The following is a 21285-nucleotide window of genomic DNA, read 5'->3' on the forward strand; positions in this document are numbered from 1 at the left end:
GCAGGGGGGACCCTGTGGGAGAGTAGGACGCCGCCGAACAATTCTTCAGAAGAACCCCCATCCGGGTCCCGGATGGGGGTTCTTCGCGTTTTCAGGGACTCTTCGCGTTTCCGGGCCGGCTGCGGGGCGGAGCGACGGTCAACGCGCGCGGTAGGCCAGAGCTCCCGGCTGGTTGACTCTCCCATCGTGGGAGAGCCGAGGGTGGGGCACATGCACGTCGACGACAGGGTGCTGTGGAGCATCGGAGAAGTCGCGGGGAAGACCGGGCTGTCGGTGAAGCTCATCCGGCACTGGTCCGATCTGGGCCTCGTGCCACCGGCCCGACGCACGGCCGCCGGGTACCGGGTCTACGACGCGGAGTCCGTGGCCCGCCTGGAGCTGGCACGGACGCTGCGGGACCTCGGGCTCGGCCTGCCGGCTATCCGCGAAGTCCTCGACCGGGAGCACACCTTGGCGGAGGTGGCCGCGGTCCACGTCGACGTGCTGGAGACGAGGATCCGCCTGCTGCGCGCGCAACAGGCGGTCCTGCGCTCCGCCGCCCGTCGCGAAACCACTGCCGAAGGACTCGCCTTCATGAACCGCACCGCCCGACTGTCCGCTGCCGAACGCCGGAAGACCATCCACGAGTTCGTGACCGGGACGCTCGCCGGCCTGGACGTACCGACCTACCGCAGCGGCCTGCTGGCCGCCACCCCGGAGCTGCCCGACGACCCCACGGACGCGCAGGTCGACGCCTGGATCGAACTGGGCGAGCTGGTGGCCGATCCCGAACTGCGGGCCGCGATGCGGCGCATGGCGCAGTACGCGGCCGAACACGCCCCCGGCGAGCACGATGACGCCACACTCCAGGAGGCACGGCGGGTCACCGACTACTGGACTGGGCGGGTGGACGAGGCCGTCCGGGACGGGATCGCGCCGGACTCGCCCGCGGCGGAACCCGTTGTCGCGGCCGTCGTCGAGAAGTGGCTCCCCACCCAGGCGCGGACCGTCGACGGGGTCCGCACCGACGGCGCGCCGGCCCGGAGCCTGCTGCTCGAACAACTCGGCATCGTCTCCGTCCCGTGCGTCGAGCGGTACTGGCAGCTGCTCTGCCTCATCAACGGCCAACCGGCGCGGCCGAGTCTGGAGACGGCGGGCAACTGGCTGAAGACCGCCCTGCGTGCCAACCCCGAACCCGGACGCCGCGCCGCCGATCTCGACGCGCTGTACGACTCCGGAGCCGAGGCCTGGGAGCCGGTGGGTCTGATCGCCGCCTGCGAGCGAGTCCTCCAGGCCGTGGGTGACCTCGTCAGCGCCGTCGACCCGAGCCGCCTCGACGGGCCGACACCGTGCGCCGACTGGGACGTCCGCGCCTTGCTGGACCACCTGGTCTGGGAGAACCTGATGTGGGCCGGCCTGGCGGACGGGAGGCCCCGGTCCGATGCCGCCGCGGATCACCTGGGCGGTGATCATGTCGCGGCGTTCCGGACCGCCGCCCAGCGGACGCTCACGGCCTTTCGCCGGCCCGGCATGCTCGACCGGCGGTACGGGCCGGCGCCGGGTCGACGTCTCGTCGAGCAGCTGGTCATCGAAATGCTGGTCCACGGTTGGGACTTGGCCGAAGCCATCGGACACCCGCGCGACCTGGTCCCGGACATTGCGACGGTGGCCATGCCCGTGGTGCGGGAGATCTACGCGGGCCTGCCGCGGACGGAAGGCGGCTCCTTCGCCCCGCCCCGGCCCGCGCCCCGCGACGCGACCGCCCTGGACCGCCTGGCCGCCCACCTCGGTCGCGCCGTCGCCTGAGCGGCGGCGGGAAGCGGACACGGCCCTGCCCGCTCGTTGGGGGCCAACGAGCGGGCGGGGATCAGCGGCAGGGCTCGTGCTTGCTGGTGGGCTCCGCGAACAGCGCTGCGGGTGCTGCGAGTTCGGTCAGTGCCAGCCGGTCCGGTGCGCGATCCATGTCCGGCCGATGGCGGCCATGGAGGCCTGGTAGCCGCGCAGGTACGGCACCCCCGGCGGGGCCGGGAGCCTGGAGTTCAGCTCCCAGTAGCCGGCCTGGGCCACCGCGAAGGAGGTGATCGCGTCCGGCGGGGCGGCGGCCCACGAGGCCACGGGTGCGAGCAGGGCTTCGGCCTGGGCCGGGGTGTGGCCGGCGCGGATCAGCTGGGTGACGAGGAAGGCCGGGTCGATCCAGGCGGCGCCCTGGTGGAGGTAGGCCCAGTCGATGGCGAGGGCGTCGTCACCGCGCATGAGCATGTTGTCGGCGCGCAGGTCCGCGTGGAGGAGGCAGACCCCGGCGGATGCGGCGTGCCAGTCGTGCTCGACGGCCGCGAGCTGCTCGATGTGCCGGGTGGACCACGGGTCGAGCTCGGCCTGCTGGTCGGCGAGAGCCCGCCAGCTGCGGGAGCCGCCCCCGAGGACGGAGACGATGGACGGGGCGTCGGGGATCGGCGACGGGCTGACCGCCCTGGGGAGTCGGTCGAGCAGCCGGACGACGGCGGGGAGGTCGGCCGACCCGGGGCCGAGGTCGGGGTGGCCGCCGTCGATGTCCTCGAAGGCCATCAGCAGCCATCCGCCGGCCTCCCAGGAGACGAGCATCCTCGGCACGGGGACCTGCCGGGTCAGGCTTCGGTTGATGGCTGCCTCGGCGGCGTACCTCCCGTGGACGGGGTGGTCGGTGGCGGCGCCCTTGAGGAACACGGCCCGGCCGTCGGCGAGGGTCGCGCGGACCGCGAGGCCAGGGCTGAACCCGCCGGCCTGGGTCCGGGCGCCGGTGACCGGTGCGCCGAGGTGGGTCTCGACGGACTCCTGTGCCAGGAGGGGGAGTTCATCCCAGGACGGCCTCACGGAGGTCGGGGAGTAGGGATCGTTCGGGGTCACGGTGACTTCCTGCGGCAGAGACAGGGGGCGGGATGGCGGTATCGCCGTCCCGCCCCCGTCGCGTGGTTCAGATGAGGTGGTCGAACTCGCCGGCCTTGGCGCTGAGAAGGAAAAGCCGGAGCTTGGTGGTCGAGGTGGTGATGATGGTGGAAGGGTCGTCCGACTCCCGGAGGTAACGGAGTTCGTCGGCTCCGACTGCGAGTTGAACGCAGTTGCCGCCCTCGTTCGATCCACTGAACGATGACTTTTGCCAACGGAGTTCGGACATTGGGCGCCTTTCAAGCTTGCAACAAGTAGAGAAGATGTCGAATGAGTCCCCACGAGTCGCGTGAGGAGGGCGTCGTCAGGGACTGGTCGACAGGCGGCAAGGCCAGCTCGCTCAGCTGGTTGAAGGTCCTACGGTAGATCTCGATCGAATGCTGGTCGCCAAGATACTCGGTGTGGCTTGGGTGATCCACGACGACCGTGGAGAGCGCCTGGGCTCCGGGATCGAATAGCACGAACGGGCCGGTGGAGGGCGGCTTCTGCGCGGCGGTGAACGGCAAGACTTGAATGCTGATGTTCGGCAGCTCAGAGATTTCCAGCAGGTGCACAAGCTGCTGCCTCATGACTGCATCGCCAGGGAATCGCATTCGCAACGCTGTCTCATGGATGACGAATCGGAACTCATGGCGTGGCAAGTCTGTGAGAATGCGCTGCCGTTGCTTTCGGAACTCGATCTCGGCTTCGACATCCAACTTGCGATGCTGGTCGGCATCTTCGAAGATCGCTTCGATGTAGGCAGGCACCTGGAGAAGACCAGGGACGTAGAACGTCTCGAAGTTGTCCATCGAGGCTGCGCTGTGATCGGCTTCTGCGAGATCAAGTAGCAGGGTCGGAACCCGGTCGGCGAAGTTGGTCCACCAGCCCTTCCCACTGCTCCGCCCCATATCGGCGAGCTTTGCGCGGTAGGCCGGGTCTGTGCAGCCGTACGCATCGAGCCAGGTCTCAAGGCGTTCGGAGTTGAGGGTGATCCGCCCGGCTTCGGTGTGGCTCACCGCCGGACCCTTCATCCCCACAAGCGCGCCGGCCTCCGGCGCGGACAACCCGGCTGCCGTGCGCAGGCGTTGCAGTTCCTCGCCGAAACGCCGTTGACGCTGGCTGATCGGCCCCTTGTATGCCACTGGCGGTCCCTCCTCGTCGGTGAAGTGTTTCGCATGGGGTGGGTGGCTTGCCAGCGCGATTGTATGCATCGTTGCTAGTTCGATTGCATGGATGGCATCCGATCCCCTACCGTCAGTGTTGCACCGATCACACGGTGAAGCGTCACCTTCGTCGATTCCCCTCTTCCTCCCTTGGGGTCTCTCATGCGTGCCTGCAACCTTCCGGACTGCTCCACCGCTCGTAGCGAGCTCTCCGACCTCCTCGCCTCGGCCGGGTGGCGACCGTCCGTCATCGCCGACGCCGAACTCGCCCTCCACGAAGTCTTCGTCAACGCCTGGCGGCACGGGGGCACCCCTGCGCCCATGGTCGTGCTGGCCCTCACCGGCCCCCGTCTGCGGGTCTCGGTCGCGGACAACAACCCGATCTTCCCCACCGTCCACCTCCCCACGGACCCGCTCGCCCCCTCCGGCCGGGGCCTCTTCCTCGTCCGTGCCCTCACCCACCGCCTCGGCGCCGAACCCCGCAAGACGGGCAAGGTCGTCTGGTTCGAACTGGAGGCCTCCGCGTGAACCGTCGCCGCTTCCCCATGCAGCCCACCGACCCCCGCATCCGGGGCTACACCGAGGACCAGGTCCGCATCCTCCTCGCCGAACTCCAAGAGCGCGGCCGCGCGTTCGGCCTGATCTTCCCCTCCGCCACCACGGACACGACCATGGACGGCCGCGTCCTGGTCGCCTTCAACACGGCGCCGGCCTCGACGCTGATGAACCTCCTCACCCTCCTCTTCGACGCCGACCGCGAGCGCTCGTGCGGTTCCTGATCGCCGCCGCCTTCCTCTCCCTCCTCGCCCTGGCGTTCGCCACCGTCGCCCCGGGCGTCGTCACCACGCTCAAGCTTGCAAGGCCCGACCAAGAGGAGACCTGACGTGCCCGACCCCGTCCTCGACCCGGCCGCCGACCCCGACGTCCTCAACGCCCTCGCCGCCACCCACTACGCCGTGGCCGCGGCCTTCAACGCGCTCTTCGGCGTCGCCGTCGCCCCGCCCGTCCCCGACGACTTCGACTGGCCCAAGCTCGAGACCTTCGTCCACGACCTCGGCTTCGCCGCCGACGACTCCGACACCGCCCTCAACCTCTACCGGCTGCTCTTCGCCGTCCAGCGCGTCGCCTACCGCGAGGCCGCCGGCCGTAACTCGCCCTGGCAGGCGACCCGGTTGCACCCCCGGGTCGTTTACGGAGGAGCGGGGCCGCAGTAGAGGTTCGTACCGGAGCCACCTGGCAGCATGTCCCCATGGACACAGTGGACTTCGGCGACTTCGGCGACTTCGTCGTTCGGCGCGGCACCGACGCGGACGCGGACGGGCTGACCGGTATCGACTCGGTCGCCCTCGAAGGCGACGAGGAGCGGGCGGCGGGCATCCGGCGGTGGTGCCGGCAGGCCCCGGGCCCGGTGCTCGTGGCCGAAGACGCGTCCGGGCTCCTCGGCTACTGCGTCACCGAGTACACGTTCTTCGAGCAGGGCTTCGTCACGATGCTGATGGTCTCGCCCGCCGCGCGCGGCAGGGGCGTCGGCCGCCGGCTGCTGGACGCCGCGGCGGCCTCCTGCGAGACCCCGAAGCTGTTCACCTCGACCAACGTCTCCAACCAGCCGATGCGACGGCTCCTGCACCGGGCCGGTTGGCAGCCGGTCGGCCTCGTCCAGGGCCTCGACGAGGGTGATCCGGAACTGTTCCACCTGTACCGGCCGCAGGCGTCCCGGCCGGGTCCTCCCTCGCGGACAGCGGCCGAGGCCGAGTCCGAGGCGGCGGCCCGCCTCGACAGCGCCTGGGAGTGGTGGAGCGCCGCCATCGAGGACGCCCAGGAGGGCCACTGGATCCGTACCCCCGTCGAGCGCCAGGTGATGGACGACCTCGCCGCCGCGACCGTCGGACTCGGGTACCTGGACCCGTCCGTCGAACTCCCCCTGCGCAACCGCCTCTGCCGCATCGCCACCTGGGCGGGCGCGGTGCGGCTCGCCGCCCGGGTCGGCGGGTGGGAGCTCGCCCCCGTCACCGGAGCGACCCCGCCCCGCCCGGCGGGGATGGCCGAACTGCTCTCCGCCGTCCACGCGGTGGGGGAGCAGGGCGAGGCCTGGCTGCGGCGGCTACCCGCCGACGGGCCGCCACCGCCCCGGGCGCTCGCCGGGTGCGAGACCTTCCTGTTCGGCCCGGGCTCGGCGGAGGACCTCCGCCAGTTCTTCTACGACTGAGGGCCCGGAGCACCCCGGAGCCACCCGGCACGGCCGCACCCGTGCACCGGCGCAGTGGACCCGGGTCCGGCTCCTGGACCGCTGGGACATCATGGGCCGAGCCGCGGCATCGGCGTTCCTCGGCGTGCGCTCGGGCCACCCGGGCTTCGGCATGATGGCCCTGGACGGCAGCGTGTACGTCGGCGCCTCGACGGGCGAGACCGGCATCGACGTGCTCGCGGTGCGCGACCCGGACCGCTCGGAGAATGTCCTGCGACACCTGGCGTGGATCGCGCGTCACGACGGTCGTTTCTCCAACCGCGAGGAACGAGAGCGTGCCGCCGCCTGGCTCGCCGCCCGCGCAGAAGGCCCTCCCGTTCGCTGACGGCGAGGTGACGGACAGCCGGGCTCCCGGGTGCGGACCACGAATTCCGGATGTGAGGCCGTGCGGGCGCGTGGACACCCCTGCGGTCATTGGAACTTCCACAGCTGGCTCGCGAGGTCGTCGGTGCAGGTGGTCATGGTGATGGGCTTGCCCCGCGCGCCGGCGGTCATGCAGTTGGTGCCGTCACGCATGGTGTACCCGCCCGAGGCGGCGGGCTGTACGGTCCACCGGTACGCGAAGTCGAGGCCGTTGCCGAGGGTCACCGCGTTGTTGAAGGGGACGCCCGTGACCAGGCGGTAGCCTGCGGAGTTGCAGGCGTGGTACTCGTTCCAGTTGTCGTAGCTGACGACCCAGCCGTACTGCGTGGCGCCGCCCAGGACGACCGGGTTGCTCGCGTTCAGGTTGTCGTTGGCCAGCCCGATCGGCAGGCCGGACTGGACGCCGATGATGCGCGTCCAGTTGGTTCCGCCGCACTCCGCGGGGCGGGCCGGGGACTCCGGTGGCGGGGCGCTGCCGCCGCCGGGCTGTGCGGTGGTCCCGCCGGGGGAGTTCTGCGGCGGAGGCTGTGGGGCGGGGTTGTTGGTCACCGGGGGTTGCGGGGCGGGGGTGTTGGCCGGTGACTGGCGGGGCTGGGTGCCTCCGTTCTGTCCGGCGGTCGTGCCGCCGCTGTTCGCGCCTCCGCCGTTGCCCGCGTTCGTACCCCCGTTGCCGCCGGAGGAGGCCGGCGGCACGGGCCGTTGCTGCTGCGGCGTCTGCTGGTCGGGGGTGGTCCCCGGCGGCTGGTCGCCCGGCGGGGTGGCGGCCGGGGTGTCGACGGGCGCGGTGCTGTCCGGGACACCGGTGCCCCCGGGCGGCGGGGCGGTCACGGCGGTGGTCGACCGGCTTCCGGGCGCGGCGTCGGCGCTGAACGGGTTGCGGTCGACCAGCAGGGCGCCCGCCGTGCCCAACGAGACGACGACCGGGATGATCACCGGCACCAGCAGGCGGCGCCGCCGCGAGCGGCGGCTCTGCTCGGCCGTTTGCTGAGGGTCCACCTGGACGACCGGGGACACCTTCACGACCAGTTCGGCTGAGGGGACCGGCTCGCTCCGCGGAGCGGGGCCCGCACCGCCCGCCCTCGGGGCGCTCTTCCACAGCCTGACCGGCCGCTGTGCGGCGTCCCCGACCGGCAGCCCGACCGCCGCCCGTGCCGCTGCCGCCATCTCGGCGGCGCTCTCGTACCGGTCCTCCGGCGCCTTCGACAGCGCCTTGGCGACCAGCGCCCGGACGGCCGGCGGGAAGGTGTCCGGCAGCTCCGGCGCCGGCTCGTTGACGTGCTTGTACGCGACCTGCATGGCGCGGCCGCCCTCGAACGGCAGCTTCCCGACCAGCAGTTCGTAACAGACGACCCCCATCGAGTAGAGGTCGGCGGCGGGTGTGACGGGGTTGTCGGGAGAAGGGTCGACCTGTTCGGGGGAGGCGTAGGAGGCGGTGCCGATGAATCCGTTCGACGTGGTGAGTTTGGAGTCGGCGATTGCGAGGGCGAGGCCGAAGTCGGCGACGAGCACGGCGCCGTCCTCGCGCACCAGCAGGTTGGACGGTTTGACGTCGCGGTGGACGATGGCGGACTGGTGGACGGCCTGGAGGGCGTCCAGTGCGGTGGCCACCATGGCCAGGGCCCGCTCGGGCGGCATCGGCCCTTCGTCCTTCTGCACCGCGCTGAGCGGCCGGCCCTCGACCAGGTCCATCACGATGTAGGCGTAGCGCGGGCCGGTGCCGGCGCCCTTCGGGCCGTCGGCGCCGTCCGTACTGTCGGTGCTCTCCGTGCCGTCGGTGCCCTCCGCACCGCTCTCCCCGTAGTCGTGGACGCCCACGACGCCCGGGTGGCCGATTCCGGTGACGGCCTTCGCCTCCCGGCGGAAACGCTCGGTGGCGGTCGGATCCTCCAGCAGGCCCGGGTTGAGCACCTTGACGGCGATGTCCTGTTCCGTGACGGCGTCCCGGGCGCGCCAGACCGTCCCCATCCCGCCACGGCCGAGCTGCTCCAGCAGCCGGTACCGGTGGTTGAGGACGGTGTCCTTGTCGATCATGCCCCTACCCCCTGGTGTGTCATGACCCCGCCCCCGGAAGGGCGTCGGTGCACAGTGTGTGCCAGGCGACGAGGTGGCCTCAATGGTCTTTTTACACACGGGGGTTGAATGTTTCGGAACTGTCGCGCGGGGCGGCTCCGGCCGGGCAGGGAGCCGGATCCCGCAAGGACACCCCGGGGTGCCTGGCTCGTGGCGGAGCAGCGCCGCGCGGCCCCGGCCGGAGGAAAACCGAAGGACAGCCCGGGCCGGTCTCCGGTACGAAGGCCTGGTGAGACTGCGAACGAAGATCCACCGGGTGCGGCTCGGCCGGGACGAGTACCGGGTGGTCACCCCGGCCCGGCCGGCCACCGGGGCCTTCCTCCACGCCGGCCCGGGCAGCACGTACATGCACCTGCACCTCGACCGGCAGGGCGCCGAGGACCTGGCCACCGCCTGGGCCCTGGCGGCCCGCTCCCGGCGCTCCCTGGTGCACCTGCCGCTGCGGGCCAACGCCGGTCCGGCCGGGCTGGGTCACGTCCCGTCCGAGGACCGGCTGGATCTCCTGCTGGTCCACCACAGCCTGGGCTTCCCCGCGTCGCGCTGGAAGGAGGTCCGGGCGCGGCTCGGCGCCGGGACGCCGCACACCGTCGACCTGCCGGTGACGGACTTCCCGTCCGACGAGGAGATCGACTACGAACGCCACCGCTTCGCCGGCTGGCGGGACCGGCTCCGCTTCTCCGGGGCCGCCCACACGCTGGTGGTCACCGGCAGTCCCACGGCCTTCCGCTGGTCGGGCTCCCAGCTCCACGAGTTCACCCGCGAGGCGCCCGGGTGGCGCTTCGGGTGGCGCCCCGACGAGCACTACTGCATCGAGCTCGACCACGAGGGCTGGGGCTCCGGGCGGGCGGCCAAGGGCGTTCCGGCGAGCCTGCACATCGTCTACGCCCACCGCTGGCAAGCCGGGTGAGCAGGAAGTCGGCCCGGCCGACTTCCTGCTCCGCCCCGCCTCACTCCTTGGGCGCGAGCGGGGCCAGCGGCAGGGCGACCCGGCTGTCCCAGGCCTGCTCCAGTGCGCGGGTGAACGTTTCCGCGGGCTGGGCGCCCGAGACGCCGAGGCGCCGGTCCAGGACGAAGAACGGCACGCCCGTCGCCCCCATGGCGCTCGCCGTGGTCTCGTCCTCGCGCACCGCCTCCGCGTAGGCCTCCGGGTCGGCCAGGACGGCCGCGGCCGCCTCGCCGTCCAGTCCGGCCTCGACCGCCAGCTCGACCAGCCGGCCCTCCTCGAAGGCCGACCGCTCCTCGGCGAAGTTCGCCCGGTACAGCGCGTCCAGCAGCTGCCCCTGCCGGCCGTGCTCCTCGGCGAAGTGCAGCAGCCGGTGCATGTCGAAGGAGTTCGCCGCGTCGCGCCCCTCGCGCAGGTACGGCAGGCCCTCGGCGTGCGCGTTCTCGGCGATCCGGGCCTCCGTCGCCTCGGCCTGCTCCAGGCTCATCCCGTACTTGGCGGCGAGCAGCGGTACGACCGGACGGGCCTCGTGCGGCGCCCTCGGGTCCAGCTCGAAGGAGCGGTGGACGACCTCCACCTCCTCGCGGTGCGGGAACGCCGCCAGCGCCTGCTCGAACCGGGCCTTGCCGATGTAGCACCAGGGGCAGTTGATGTCGGTCCAGATCTCCACGCGCACGGCGCCGCACTCCTTCCAGCCTCGCGGGGACCTCCCGCGCCTGCTCCTGCCGGAACGCCTCCGTCCACCTGAATATTTCTCTCACTGAACTATTCGGGCCAGCCGGTCGGCGGCCTCCTGCCTCAGCGCCGGTCCCAGGCCTCGCGCTGGGCGGGCACCGTGGGGATGACGGCGACGGCCTCGGCGTAGTGGCCGTGCCTGGTCAGGATCTGGGCGATCGCCCGGTGGGCCTCGCGCTCGGTGGACGACCGGAGCAGGTCGAGGGCCTCGTCCGGCCGGCCGTCCAGATCCAGCAGCCAGGCCAGCGTGGTGTCCCACTGGCCGGGCTCCCGCTCGCTCAGGGCCCGCGCCCCCGCGATGCCCTCGGCGTAGCGCCCGGCCTTCGCGAGCAGGCGCAGCCGGGTGTAGCCCAGGACGTCGGCATGCGCCTCGACGTACGCGGCGCCGAGGCCGTCCACGAGCTCCAGCGCCCGCTCCGGGCTGCCCGCCCTGATCAGCAGGTCGATCGCCTCGTGGAGGAGGCTCCCTTCGGCGTCCTCGTACGTGGGCCGTCCGACGTCGACGACCTCGTCGAGGCGCCCCTGGCGGGCCAGGAAGGCCATGAGGCGTCGGCGAGTGTACTCGGCGTCTGTTGCCAGGGCCTCGTGCAGGACGGCTTCGGCCTCCCGGAGCTCGCCCTGCTCCTCCAGCGCCTTCGCGTACTGGTTCAGGGCGAGCCCCGCGTGCTCGCCGGTGGCCAGCTCGCGCAGCTGCTCGAACCGGCCCTGGTCGGCGAGGAGTTCCGCGTACCGCCAGGCGACGCCCGGGACGGCGGGCAGGACCGGGCCCAGCCGCCGGATCGCCTCGTCCGCCCGGCCCATGCGCTCCAGGACCCGGCTGTACTTCACCAGCACCTCCGACGGCTGGTGCCGGCACTCGCGCCGACCCCCGGCCGCGGAGCACCGGCAGTCCGCCGCGCCGCCCAGGGCCCGTTCGGCGCACGGGGCGAGCAGCTCCAGGACGCGGGCGTCACGGTTCTCCCCCCTGGTCAGATCGACCAGGGACTCCAGGATCCAGGGCTCCCCGAGGTGGGGCGTGAGCACCTCGATGGCCTCGTCCACCCGCCCGGCCTCCACCAGCGCCCCGGCGAACCAGCGGCAGTCGAACGCCGACTCCAGGCCGGCCGCGTCCGGACGCACCAGCGCCAGCCCCTCCTCGATCCGGCCCTGCCGGACCAGGATCGTGGCGGACTCCCGTACGGCGAACGGCCAGCCGACCGCGACGAATGGCTCCAGGACCGTCAGGGCCCGTTCGAACTCCCCCGCCTCGCACAGCTCACCGACCGCCACGTCGGCGCAGAACCACTCACCGCGGTCCCGTGCGGTCTCGATCAGCAACTCCAACTGCCCCTGTCGGGCCAGGTATTCCGCCATGGCGGGCTCTATCCCGCCGTCGAACTGCCGCTGCCAGGCGAGATCGTCAAGATTCACCGGGCCAGGCTAGGCGACGGGGCGACGTCCTGCCCGGAGATAATCGACGGATGCCCGAAACCTTCGTTGACCTGGGATTCGTCACCGCGCCCTCCGGGGTGGTGGTGCTCGGCATGGCCACCTGGATCGACTACTGGCGGGAGCTGGGGGATCCGTTGCCGGTGCGGGCCGCGGCGGCGGCGAAGACGGGAGGCGGTCACCTGCGGGACGAGGAGTGCGAGGCGGTCGCCGTCCCGGCCGCCGCCGACCGGCCGCTGGCGGTGCGGGCCACCACCGAGCCCTCGGCCTTCGACGAGGAGCCGACGATCGCGACGCTGGAGATCGCCCTCGGCCTGCCCTGGCCGGAGGGTGCGGAGGGCCCGGTGCTGCTCGGGGACCTGCCGGTCGACCGGAGCGGCATGGTGGTCGGCGACGCCGTCGGGCTGGACGCGTGGACGAGCCTGGACGACGAACCGGCCGACGGGCTCGCCGACCTCTCCTACTGGGGCCGGTACGAGCAGGAGGCGCACGAGCGGTTCGGCGGCGCGCGGATGCGCTCGTACGAGGGTGACGGGGGCCGGTACGGGTGGCTCGACCTCCCGGTGGCGGAGGCGGTCGCGCTGGAGGCCGAGATCAGCGCTTGGCGGGGCGGCCTGCCCGGCAGGGGAGTGGCCACCATGGTGGAGAAGCACGTCGACTACTTCACCTTCCGGCGGGTCGGCCTGCACCACCCGCTGCGCGTTGGCGCGATCGAGGTCGGCGGCTGCCAGGTGCTCGGGATCGACTGGTGCCAGGGCGACCACGCCGTCCGGCACCACGGCGGGCGGGACTGGGGCCAGGCCTTCCCGGTCACCCTCGAAGCCGACGGGGCGGGCGGGACGGTCCTGCGCTGGACCATCCCGCCCTACGGCGAGGACGAGGACGAGGGAGACGCCTGAGGGAGGAGGCCCGCCGTGTCCGGCTACGGGGCCGGGACCCAGCCCGGGACGGTGGGCAGCACCGTCTCGGCGAGCCGGGTCAGGGTCGCCTCGTCGGGCGTCAGGCCGTCGTCGCGGAAGACGATGACCTCGAAGGCCCGTCCGCCGGGTGCCGCCGGGTCCTGGGCGACGACGATGTTCCGCGTGGCGGGGCCGAGCTTCCCGCCGGGGATGACCGATGTCGCGTTGGACCAGTAGGTCGCGGCGGGGTGGCCGAGGACGGTGGCCGGCCAGGTGTAGACCCGCCGCATGTCGCGCGTGTCCTCGAGCGAGGTGCTGCTGTCCAGCAGGCTCACGACGGTGTGGGTGAGCCGCACCTCCGCCATGACGTCCGTGCCGAAGGTGATCGGCGCCGGCTGCGCGACGGTGACGCGGTCCTCGGGCGTGCCCAGCAGGGCCGGGAGGTCGGGGCGGTTGAGCGCCGCGCAGAGCGCCGGGTAGCCCGGCTTGTCGGTGGGGCGGGGCGCGGCGCACTCGGCCGGCTTTCCGGGGCCGCCCGGCTCGTGCCCCGGCTTCGGGAGGTGGAGGAACCCCAGCCCCCACAGGCCGCCCAGGAGGGCGACGGCCAGGGCCGCCGCGGCCGCCGTCCGGAGGCCCGGTCGGCCGCCGCGCTTCCGGGCGCCGGCGCCGGTGCCGGTGCCGTCGGTGGTGCCGGTCGTCGCGTCGCCGTCGGTCGTTCCGGCGATGTCGGCGATGTCGGCTGTGGTTGCGGCGTCGGTGGTGTCGGCCGCGTCGGACGCCATTCCTGGATCCCCCCGTTCGAGTGGCCCGCCCCGGGCACCCGAGGGCCCCATGAGCCGGGCCGATGGTAGCGCCGGGCCGTGGTGCCGGGCGGATCAGGCCCGGGCCGACCGGTTCTCCGCCGTCGGGTCCCAGAGCCCGGCGGCCTCGCCGCGCTCCAGGTGGTCGGCGTAGACGGCGGTCTTCCAGGCGATCAGCGAGCGGCACTCCTCCAGCTCCCGGATCCGCTCGTCGACCCGCTGCCGGTGGGCGTCGAGCAGCCGCAGCCGTTCGGCCTCGTTGCCCGGGCCCTGCCGGACCAGTTCGGCGAAGCGGCGCAGGTCGGCGAGCGGCATGCCGGACTCGCGGAGCCTGACGCAGATCTCCAGCCACTGCACGTCCAGCACGGCGTACCGCCGCCGCCCGCCCGCCGTGCGCCGCACCGGGCCGACCAGCAGCCCCTCGCGCTCGTAGAAGCGCAGGGCGTGCACGCTGAGCCCGGTGCGTTCGGCCACCTGGCCGATGCTGAGTTCCGTCATGGCGTCAGAGCATAGGAAGAACACCAGGGCGGGACTTGATCTAGACCGCGCTCCACTTCCTACGGTCAGCGCCATGACCACCACTCAGCTCCCGTCCCAGCAGCAGCCGATCGGCTCGCCCTTCTCCGCCGCCACCACCGCCGAGGAGGTCCTGGCGGGCCTCGACCTCTCCGGCCGTACCGCCGTCGTCACCGGCGGCTACTCCGGCCTCGGCCTGGAGACCACCCGGGCGCTGGCCGCCGCCGGGGCCGAGGTGATCGTCCCGGCCCGCCGCCCGGACACCGCCCGCGCCGCGCTCGCCGGAACCGGGAGCCGGATCGTCCCGATGGACCTCGCCGACCCCGCGAGCGTCCGCGCCGCCGCCGGGCTGGTCCGCGAGACCACGGACCGCCTCGACCTGCTGTTCGCCGTGGCCGGCGTCATGGCCACCCCCGAGCGGCGCGTCGGGCCGGGCTGGGAGGGGCAGTTCGCCGTCAACCACCTCGGGCACTTCCTGCTCGCCTGCGAGCTGTACCCGCTGCTGGCCGCCGCCCCCGACGGTGCCCGCGTCGTCGTCAACAGCTCGGCCGGGCACTTCCTGACGGACATCCGGCGGCACGACCCGCACTTCCGCACCGGCTACGACAAGTGGCTGGCGTACGGCCAGTCCAAGACCGCCAACGCCCTGTTCGCGGTGCACCTCGACGCGCTCGGACGGGCGGACGGCGTCCGGGCGTTCGCGCTCCACCCCGGGAAGATCATCACCGGGCTCCAGCGGGAGATGACCCGGCAGGAGCAGGTCGAGCGCGGCTGGGTGGACGAGCGGGGCACCGTGATCGGCGCGGACTTCAAGTCCCCTTCCCAGGGCGCCGCCACGGGCCTGTGGGCGGCCACCTCGCCGCTGCTCGACGGCCTGGGCGGGCTCTACCTGGAGGACTGCGAGGTCGCGCGCCCCGCCGGCCCGGACACCCCGATGGACGACGGCGGCGTCCGCCCGTACGCCGTCGACCCGGACGGGGCGGCCCGCCTCTGGGAGCTCTCGCTGGCCGCGACCGGCGCCACCCCGGTGCCCCGCTGAGCCGCCGAACACGGAGCGGGAAGTCGGCCCGGCCGACTTCCCGCTCCGCGACGGCCCGGAGGCGTCAGGCGGTCAGCTCGGGGCTCCACGTGACGCCCACGTTCCCGGCGCCCCAGTTGACGATGAGCTGGGTCTGGTAGACGTGGCCCGGGGTGGGGTTGGGGACCTGCGTGCCGACGTAGTGGGACCAGCCGAGCCCGCAGCCCGCCATCGTGTCCCACCGGTAGCCGGTGCTCCGGTCGTACAGGACCAGGTCGACCGTGCAGTTGGAGTTCGCGAAGTTGGTGTACGCGTCGGCGACCAGGGTGCTCCCGTTGACGCTGACGCACGCCTGCTGGGTGCTGCCGTTGCAGCCGCCGCCCGACGCCGCGAACGCGTTGCCCGCGCCGCCGACGGTGAACGTGCCGGCCAGTGCGGCGGTTGCCAGGGCCAGTGTCGACGCCCGTGCGATCCGCTTCGTGATCATTTTCAGCTCCTCGGAGGGGGCCGGCCCCGGTGGCCGGCAGGTGATCACGGTCGGGGTGGGGCGTGGACAAGCGGTCGACGGGCGGTCGACGTTCGATGAACGGGCTGATCGGCCGCACCGGGACCCCGTGCACCGGGCGGCCGAGGCGCCCGTCAGCAGGAGAGGTTGCCGCCGCCCACGTCGGTACCCAGGACGCCGACGAACTGCTTGAAGAGGTTGATCCGGTCGTTGCGCTGGTCCGGGTTCTTGCCGTCGCACTCCAGCGCGCCGTTGATGGTGCGGATGGTCTCGCCGAAGCCCTTGTTGTTGACGATGGCGTCGTGCGCCGTCATCCGTCCGGCGCCGTTCTGGGTGTTCCAGAACCAGAGCGCGGTCTTCCAGGACGTCGCCGGGTTCTTCTCGACCTGGTACGGGTCGTGCAGCAGGTCGATGCCCAGGGCGTCGCCGGCCGCCTTGTAGTTGAAGTTCCAGCTCAGCTGGAGCGGCCCGCGCCCGTAGTACGCGGACTGCCCGGCCGGACAGCCGTACGGCTGCGAAGTGTCGCAGTAGTGCGGGTAGTTGGCAGTGTTCTGCTCGACGATGTACTTCAGCCCGCCGGTCTCGTGGCTGACGTTGGCCAGGATGGCCGCCGCCTCGCGCTTGCGGGTGGCGGTGTCGCCGGTGGTGGTGAACTTCGGGTAGGCGCCCAGGGCGTCGGTCAGGCCCTTGTACGTGTAGAAGGCGTTCCGGTTCGGGAACATCTTGTTGAACTGGGCCTCGCTCACCACGAAGGAGCCGGCGGCGGAGGCCGGGGCGGTCTGGCCGGCGACGGCGAGGGTGCTGAGCACGGCGGCGGAGGCCGCCAGCGACAGGGTGCGGGAAAGCTTCATCGGTTTCCTCGTTCCTCGGGTTTCCTTGGCGGGGGCGGCACTTCGCTCGCGAGGGCTCGCGACGGCTCGGGACGGTTCGCGGGGACGCGCAGATTCGCGCAAAAGGTCGCAAAGATCCGCGAAGAGTCGCGAAGGGTCTCGACAGCTCGCGAAGGTTCGCGAAGGGCCTCCGCCATCCTGGCGGGCGGAAAGCGTCAAATATGTCCAACGGAGGTCTAAACCACTCGTACGGGTCGTATCCGATCCGGTCGTTGGACGCCGGCCGCCCTCGGGGTGATCGTCGGGCTGTCGGTCGTACCGGATAGCCTCCTTCCGAGTGGGACGGCACAACCGGGGGAGCAGGGGCGCATGAGCGGTCACACCGACGACGAGGGCGCCGAGCGCCTGGCCGCCGAGGGGGAGGTCGCGGTCGCCCGGCTGGCGATCGACTCCGGGGACCTGACGCACGCCGCCGAGCACCTCGGCGACGCGATCCTCGCCGCCCCCCAACTGCCCGAACTGCACGAGGCGCTGGCCGAGTTGTGCGCCGCGGCGGGCGGACCGGCGGCGGCCCGCGAGCTGTTCCCGCTGGACGGCCGGGTGTACCTCGGCACGGCGGTCTGCCGGGCCCACGTGGAGGCCGCGGCGGGGGACTGGAACGCCGCGGTCGGACTGCTCGCCTCCGCCATCCAGGCCGAGCCGGCCCGCCCCTGGGCGCACGCCGCCTGGCTCGCCCGCGAGGACCTGCCCGGCCTGGTCGACCCGGACGCCGTCGCCCAGGCGGTGGCCCGCGCGACCGGCGCGCTGCCCGACCCGCTCCCGGCCGAACCGGCCGAAGCCGTACGGCCGTTCCACGACTTCGTGCAGGCCGTGCTGGACCGCCACGGCGACCACGTCCTGCTGCTGGCCATGGCCTCCGGCCTGACCCGCCGGCTCGGCGACACCGCCCGCGCCGTCGAACTCGCCGACCGGGCGCACCGGTCGGCCCCCGGCTACCTGCCCGCCGTGATGCTCGGCAACGCCCTGCGCTCGGCCAGCCGCCCGGAGCAGGCGCTCGCCGTCTGGGAGGCCGAACTGGAGCGGGTCGCACCGGACCTCGACGACTCCAACAGCTACCTCGCCGTCGACGTCGCCGAGTTGTACGGCGCGCTCGGCCGCCCCGCCGAGGGCCTGCCCTGGCTGGACCGGGTGCTCGCCGCCGTGCCCGACCACCCCAAGGCCGGCCCGGCCCGGTACGGGCTGCGCCACGCCCTCGACGGCGACCCTGCCCACCTGCTCGCCCTGGCCGACCACCACCGCGCCCACCCCGAGCACGGGTACGCCCAGGAGCTGCTGGAGCGGCTGAGCCACCGGGAGCCTTGGCTCGGCCTGGTCTCCGGCGCCACCGAGGCCACCGTCAACGTGCTGCACCAGGTGCTCGCCGCCGCCGACACCAGCCGCGACACCGAGATCGAGTGCACGGCCTCCACCGTGGAGCCGCCCAGCTCGGTGCTGGCCGTCCGGCTCGCGCTGCCGCGCTCCACCGTCCGCTACCAGGCCGTCGGCGAGCCCGACCCCCGGCTGCCGCTGACCGAGCCCACCACCCGGATCTGGGCCTGGGACGGCACCGACCCGCGCCCGGCCGTCGACCCGCCCGCGCCGCAGAGCGCCGAACTCGTCCGGGCCACCGCCGAGATCTTCTGGCCGACCGTCCCCGCCGCCTACGACCACGCCGTCCGGCTGGCCGGACTGCCGCTGGACGACCTGCTCGGCGTCCTGGTCCACCCGCCGGTGCCGCGCGAGGACGACCTCGGCCGCGCCCTGCTCGCCCACCAGCCCGAACTCTGGGTGCGGGCTGTCCAGGTCTTTGCCTGCCTCGGCATCGCCCACCACCGGGCCGACCAGCCCTGGGAGGGCTCCGAGCGCCGCCGGGTGCTGCGCGACCTGCTGCTCGGGCCGGAGGACTGGGTGGTCGAGGCGGCCGGCTTCGCGCTGGTCGCGATCGGCTGGACGCAGCCGCGGACCAGGGCCGACATCGCCGAGCTGCTCCGGCAGCGGCTGCACCACGGCGCCCGGGCCCGCCGCACCCGGGCGGTGACGATCCTGCGCTCGCTGTCCGCGCTGGTGCTCGCCGCGCCCTGGACGTCCGCCGAGGACCGCGCGCTCGCCCGCCACCTGACGGCCCGGGAGGACGCCGCCGACGCGGGGGCGGAGCCGGAGCCGCAGGAGTCGGAGCCACAGGCCGCGGAGCCACAGGCCGCGGAGCCGCAGGCCCCGGCAGCGGCGGCCGCGGAGGAGGAGCCCCGGCGCGGCCGGTTGCGCCGCCTCTTCGGCCGGGGCTGAGGCTCAGTGGGGCGCGGCTAACCCACCCCGGGCAGCGGCTCCTGGTCGACGTCGTACCGGGCGACCCGCTCCGCCGGGTCCCGGCACTCCGGGCCCAGCCGCAGCATCCGCGACTCCGGGTCGTGCAGCGGCCGGTGGCAGCGGCGGCAGGTCACCCGCGGGCGGAGGGTCTGCGCGGTGTCCGTCCCGGGGAGCGTCTCGGGCTCGGCCGGTCCGGAAGGGCCGGGACGGCCGGGAGGGGTGGTCGGGCTGGTCATGGTGAGACGGTAGCCGTCCGCGCCGTCAGGGCCCCCGGCCGGTGCGTGAAACGATGGCCCCATGGCCACCGACCGCAGCAGCGCAGGAGACCCGGCCCGCACCCTGGCCCTGCTCTGGGGGCTCACCGCCGAGGAGAAGCCCGGCCGGCGCGGGCCCCGGCAGGCGCGCTCGACCGGCGAGATCGCCGCCGTCGCGATCGCCCTCGCCGACGCCGAGGGCGTGGACGCCGTCACCATGCGCCGGGTCGCGCAGGAGCTGGGCCTCTCCCCGATGGCGCTCTACACCTACGTGCCGGGCAAGGCCGAGCTGCTCGACCTGATGCTGGACACCGTCTACGCCACGATGCCCCGCAGCACCCCGGCCGGGGAGGGCTGGCGCGCCCGGGTCACCGCCGTCGCGGACGACAACCGGGAGCTGCACCGCGCCCACCCGTGGGTCGCCGCCGTCTCCACCAGCCGCCCGCCGCTCGGGCCCGGCCTGATGGCCAAGTACGAGTACGAGCTGCGCGCCTTCGAGGGCACCGGTCTGCCCGACGTCGACCTGGACGCCGCGCTGACCCACCTGCTCGGCTTCGTCCAGACCTGTGCCCGGATGGCCGCCGACGAGCGCGCCGCCCGGCAGGACAGCGCGATGACCGACGAGCAGTGGTGGGCCGCCAACGCCGACCTGCTCGCCCGGGTCTTCGACGCCGAGCGCTACCCGGTCGCCGCCCGGGTCGGGGCCGCGGCCGGCGAGGCGCACGGCGGCGCGTACAGCCCGGACCACGCCTACGCCTTCGGCCTGGCCCGGGTCCTGGACGGGCTCGCCGCCCTCGTCGCGGAGCGGTAGCCGAGGCCGGCGGCCCGCCCGATCACCGCGGGGAGGCGGCCTCACCGCAGGGCGGCGGCCCGTCCGTCGTACCCCTGGCGCGCCGCCTCGACCTCCGGCACCCGCCGCTCCGACCAGTGCGCCAGCGCCGCGACCAGCTCCGCCGCCTCGCGCCCCAGCGGGGTGAGGCTGTAGTCGACCCGCGGCGGGATCACCGGGTGCGCCTCGCGCAGCACGAAGCCGTCCCGCTCCAGCGTCTGGAGGGTCTGGGCGAGCATCTTCTCGCTGACCCCGGTGACCTTGCGGCGCAGCTCGCTGAACCGGTAGCCGCGCTCGTTCAGCGCGCCCAGGACCAGCACGCCCCAGCGGCTGGTGACGTGCTCCAGCACGCCCCGGGACGGGCACATCCGGTCGAAGACGTCGGCGGGTGGCAGCCCGCCGGCCTTCATCTCGCTTACCTTCATGTCAGTACCCTACTTTGAAGTGCGTACTTTCGAAAGGTTAGTGCCACCCCTAGGGTGAGTTCCGAGGCCAGAACCGCAAAACGTAACCCCGAGGAGCTTCACCATGTACGTCGTCACCGGTGCCACCGGCCAGCTCGGCCGTCTCGTCGTCGAGGGCCTGCTGGCCCAGGTCCCCGCGAGCGAGGTGGCCGTCGCCGTCCGCTCCGCCGAGAAGGCCGCCGACCTGGCCGCGCGCGGCGTCGCCGTCCGCGTCGTCGACTACGACAAGCCGGAGACCCTGGCCGGCGCCTTCGCCGAGGGCGACCGGGTGCTGCTGATCTCGGGCAGCGAGGTCGGCCGCCGGATCCCGCAGCACCGGGCCGTGGTGGAGGCCGCCAAGGCCGCCGGGGTCGCGCTGCTCGCCTACACCAGCATCCCCGGCGCGGCCACCTTCCGGCTGGCCGACGAGCACAAGGCGACCGAGGAGCTGATCCTCGCCTCCGGGCTGCCGCACGCGTTCCTGCGCAACGGCTGGTACACCGAGAACTACCTGGGCGACGCGGCCGGCACGGTGGCGCGCGGCGTGGTGCTCGGCAGCGCCGGGGACGGGCGGGTCGCCACCGCCCCGCGCCGGGACTACGCGGACGCGGCGGTCGCCGTCCTGGTCGGCGAGGGCCACGAGGGCCGGGTGTACGAGCTGAGCGGCGACGCCGCGTGGAGCCTGCCCGAGCTGGCCGCCGAGCTGGCGAAGGCCTCCGGCAATCCGGTCGGGCACCGGGACGTCACCCCGGCCGAGCACCTGGACGCGCTGGTCGGCGCGGGCCTGCCGCAGGGCTTCGCCGAGGCCCTGGTGGACGTGGACGCGGGCATCGCGCGCGGCGAGCTGGCCGGCACCCCGGGCGACCTGGCCCGGCTGATCGGCCGCCCGACCGTCCCGCTGGCCGAGTCCGTCCGTACGGCCCTCGACGCCTGAGACGACGGCTCCCGGCCCCCGGGGCACCCGCCCTGAGCTCCCGGAACGCCGGACGGGTCCGGCATGCAGGCAATGTCATGACCA

General features: G+C 73.4%; 24 protein-coding genes. 12 read left to right on the forward strand and 12 right to left on the reverse strand.

What is annotated here, in order from left to right; genetic code table 11:
- Window positions 1-210 precede the first annotated feature (210 nt).
- A complete protein-coding gene (locus tag ACFCY1_RS23685) occupies window positions 211-1785 on the forward strand; it encodes a TIGR03086 family metal-binding protein (RefSeq protein WP_375875971.1) in 1575 nt (524 codons plus the stop codon).
- A 126-nt stretch (window positions 1786-1911) separates the two neighbouring features.
- Here ACFCY1_RS23685 and ACFCY1_RS23690 read toward each other — a convergent pair whose 3' ends face one another.
- From ACFCY1_RS23690 to ACFCY1_RS23700, 3 genes are all read right to left on the reverse strand, one after another.
- A complete protein-coding gene (locus ACFCY1_RS23690; protein WP_375875972.1) occupies window positions 1912-2862 on the reverse strand; it encodes a phosphotransferase family protein in 951 nt (316 codons plus the stop codon).
- Window positions 2863-2929: 67 nt separating this feature from the next.
- Window positions 2930-3130: a DUF397 domain-containing protein gene (locus ACFCY1_RS23695; RefSeq protein WP_375875973.1), complete on the reverse strand. Its 201-nt coding sequence runs from the start codon at window positions 3128-3130 to the stop codon at window positions 2930-2932.
- A 10-nt stretch (window positions 3131-3140) separates the two neighbouring features.
- Window positions 3141-4025, reverse strand: coding sequence for a helix-turn-helix domain-containing protein (locus ACFCY1_RS23700; RefSeq protein ID WP_375875974.1), 885 nt, complete (start codon window positions 4023-4025; stop codon window positions 3141-3143).
- Between the two features lie 183 nt (window positions 4026-4208).
- Between ACFCY1_RS23700 and ACFCY1_RS23705 the strand changes: the two genes are divergently transcribed.
- The 5 genes from ACFCY1_RS23705 to ACFCY1_RS23725 all read left to right on the forward strand — a co-directional run bounded on the left by ACFCY1_RS23705 (window position 4209) and on the right by ACFCY1_RS23725 (window position 6616).
- Complete coding sequence (locus ACFCY1_RS23705; RefSeq protein WP_375875975.1) at window positions 4209-4574, forward strand: ATP-binding protein; 366 nt, start codon at window positions 4209-4211, stop codon at window positions 4572-4574.
- Window positions 4571-4825 (forward strand): hypothetical protein, encoded by a 255-nt coding sequence (locus tag ACFCY1_RS23710; RefSeq protein ID WP_049653135.1) that lies wholly within the window; start codon window positions 4571-4573, stop codon window positions 4823-4825. Before ACFCY1_RS23705 ends, ACFCY1_RS23710 begins: the two co-directional genes overlap by 4 nt.
- 105 nt (window positions 4826-4930) lie before the next feature.
- The gene (locus tag ACFCY1_RS23715; protein ID WP_375875976.1) at window positions 4931-5260 is read left to right on the forward strand and encodes a hypothetical protein; all 330 of its coding nucleotides are present in this window, start codon (window positions 4931-4933) and stop codon (window positions 5258-5260) included.
- Window positions 5261-5295: 35 nt separating this feature from the next.
- Complete coding sequence (locus ACFCY1_RS23720) at window positions 5296-6252, forward strand: GNAT family N-acetyltransferase (protein WP_375875977.1); 957 nt, start codon at window positions 5296-5298, stop codon at window positions 6250-6252.
- Between the two features lie 91 nt (window positions 6253-6343).
- Window positions 6344-6616 carry a hypothetical protein gene (locus ACFCY1_RS23725; RefSeq protein ID WP_375875978.1) on the forward strand — a complete coding sequence of 91 codons (273 nt, stop codon included), beginning with the start codon at window positions 6344-6346 and terminating at the stop codon, window positions 6614-6616.
- Window positions 6617-6702: 86 nt separating this feature from the next.
- Here ACFCY1_RS23725 and ACFCY1_RS23730 read toward each other — a convergent pair whose 3' ends face one another.
- Window positions 6703-8685: a protein kinase gene (locus ACFCY1_RS23730; RefSeq protein ID WP_375875979.1), complete on the reverse strand. Its 1983-nt coding sequence runs from the start codon at window positions 8683-8685 to the stop codon at window positions 6703-6705.
- A 268-nt stretch (window positions 8686-8953) separates the two neighbouring features.
- Between ACFCY1_RS23730 and ACFCY1_RS23735 the strand changes: the two genes are divergently transcribed.
- Window positions 8954-9631 carry a hypothetical protein gene (locus ACFCY1_RS23735; RefSeq protein ID WP_375875980.1) on the forward strand — a complete coding sequence of 226 codons (678 nt, stop codon included), beginning with the start codon at window positions 8954-8956 and terminating at the stop codon, window positions 9629-9631.
- Between the two features lie 40 nt (window positions 9632-9671).
- On the opposite strand, the gene ACFCY1_RS23740 is transcribed toward ACFCY1_RS23735, so the two are convergent.
- Window positions 9672-10343, reverse strand: coding sequence for a DsbA family oxidoreductase (locus tag ACFCY1_RS23740; RefSeq protein WP_375875981.1), 672 nt, complete (start codon window positions 10341-10343; stop codon window positions 9672-9674).
- A gap of 122 nt (window positions 10344-10465) precedes the next feature.
- On the reverse strand, window positions 10466-11812 hold the full coding sequence (locus ACFCY1_RS23745; RefSeq protein ID WP_375875982.1) for a hypothetical protein: 1347 nt from the start codon (window positions 11810-11812) through the stop codon (window positions 10466-10468).
- A 50-nt stretch (window positions 11813-11862) separates the two neighbouring features.
- Here ACFCY1_RS23745 and ACFCY1_RS23750 point away from each other — a divergent pair, with 50 nt between their 5' ends.
- On the forward strand, window positions 11863-12729 hold the full coding sequence (locus ACFCY1_RS23750; RefSeq protein WP_375875983.1) for a hypothetical protein: 867 nt from the start codon (window positions 11863-11865) through the stop codon (window positions 12727-12729).
- 23 nt (window positions 12730-12752) lie between these two features.
- Here ACFCY1_RS23750 and ACFCY1_RS23755 read toward each other — a convergent pair whose 3' ends face one another.
- A complete protein-coding gene (locus tag ACFCY1_RS23755) occupies window positions 12753-13511 on the reverse strand; it encodes a DUF6215 domain-containing protein (RefSeq protein ID WP_375875984.1) in 759 nt (252 codons plus the stop codon).
- Between the two features lie 93 nt (window positions 13512-13604).
- Window positions 13605-14027 (reverse strand): MerR family transcriptional regulator, encoded by a 423-nt coding sequence (locus tag ACFCY1_RS23760; RefSeq protein ID WP_375875985.1) that lies wholly within the window; start codon window positions 14025-14027, stop codon window positions 13605-13607.
- 73 nt (window positions 14028-14100) lie between these two features.
- On the opposite strand from ACFCY1_RS23760, the gene ACFCY1_RS23765 reads away from it, so the two are divergent.
- Window positions 14101-15084, forward strand: a complete 984-nt coding sequence (locus ACFCY1_RS23765; protein WP_375875986.1) for an oxidoreductase — start codon at window positions 14101-14103, stop codon at window positions 15082-15084.
- Between the two features lie 64 nt (window positions 15085-15148).
- Here the strand turns inward: ACFCY1_RS23765 and ACFCY1_RS23770 are convergent, their stop codons facing one another.
- Together ACFCY1_RS23770 and ACFCY1_RS23775 are read right to left on the reverse strand one after the other, a co-directional pair.
- Window positions 15149-15550, reverse strand: coding sequence for a hypothetical protein (locus ACFCY1_RS23770; RefSeq protein ID WP_049658920.1), 402 nt, complete (start codon window positions 15548-15550; stop codon window positions 15149-15151).
- 152 nt (window positions 15551-15702) lie between these two features.
- A complete protein-coding gene (locus ACFCY1_RS23775) occupies window positions 15703-16419 on the reverse strand; it encodes a chitinase (RefSeq protein WP_049658918.1) in 717 nt (238 codons plus the stop codon).
- A gap of 348 nt (window positions 16420-16767) precedes the next feature.
- Between ACFCY1_RS23775 and ACFCY1_RS23780 the strand changes: the two genes are divergently transcribed.
- Window positions 16768-18720 carry a hypothetical protein gene (locus tag ACFCY1_RS23780; protein ID WP_375875987.1) on the forward strand — a complete coding sequence of 651 codons (1953 nt, stop codon included), beginning with the start codon at window positions 16768-16770 and terminating at the stop codon, window positions 18718-18720.
- A 17-nt stretch (window positions 18721-18737) separates the two neighbouring features.
- Here ACFCY1_RS23780 and ACFCY1_RS23785 read toward each other — a convergent pair whose 3' ends face one another.
- Window positions 18738-18977: a DUF6011 domain-containing protein gene (locus ACFCY1_RS23785; protein ID WP_049659733.1), complete on the reverse strand. Its 240-nt coding sequence runs from the start codon at window positions 18975-18977 to the stop codon at window positions 18738-18740.
- Between the two features lie 61 nt (window positions 18978-19038).
- On the opposite strand from ACFCY1_RS23785, the gene ACFCY1_RS23790 reads away from it, so the two are divergent.
- The gene (locus tag ACFCY1_RS23790) at window positions 19039-19806 is read left to right on the forward strand and encodes a TetR/AcrR family transcriptional regulator (protein WP_049659734.1); all 768 of its coding nucleotides are present in this window, start codon (window positions 19039-19041) and stop codon (window positions 19804-19806) included.
- A gap of 41 nt (window positions 19807-19847) precedes the next feature.
- Here the strand turns inward: ACFCY1_RS23790 and ACFCY1_RS23795 are convergent, their stop codons facing one another.
- Window positions 19848-20249, reverse strand: coding sequence for a helix-turn-helix domain-containing protein (locus ACFCY1_RS23795; protein ID WP_074001251.1), 402 nt, complete (start codon window positions 20247-20249; stop codon window positions 19848-19850).
- A gap of 103 nt (window positions 20250-20352) precedes the next feature.
- On the opposite strand from ACFCY1_RS23795, the gene ACFCY1_RS23800 reads away from it, so the two are divergent.
- The gene (locus tag ACFCY1_RS23800; protein ID WP_375875988.1) at window positions 20353-21201 is read left to right on the forward strand and encodes an SDR family oxidoreductase; all 849 of its coding nucleotides are present in this window, start codon (window positions 20353-20355) and stop codon (window positions 21199-21201) included.
- The last annotated feature ends 84 nt before the right edge of the window (window positions 21202-21285 follow it).

It is taken from the genome of Kitasatospora sp. NPDC056273, assembly GCF_042268845.1.
In the GTDB taxonomy this organism is placed as follows: Bacteria; Actinomycetota; Actinomycetes; order Streptomycetales; family Streptomycetaceae; genus Kitasatospora.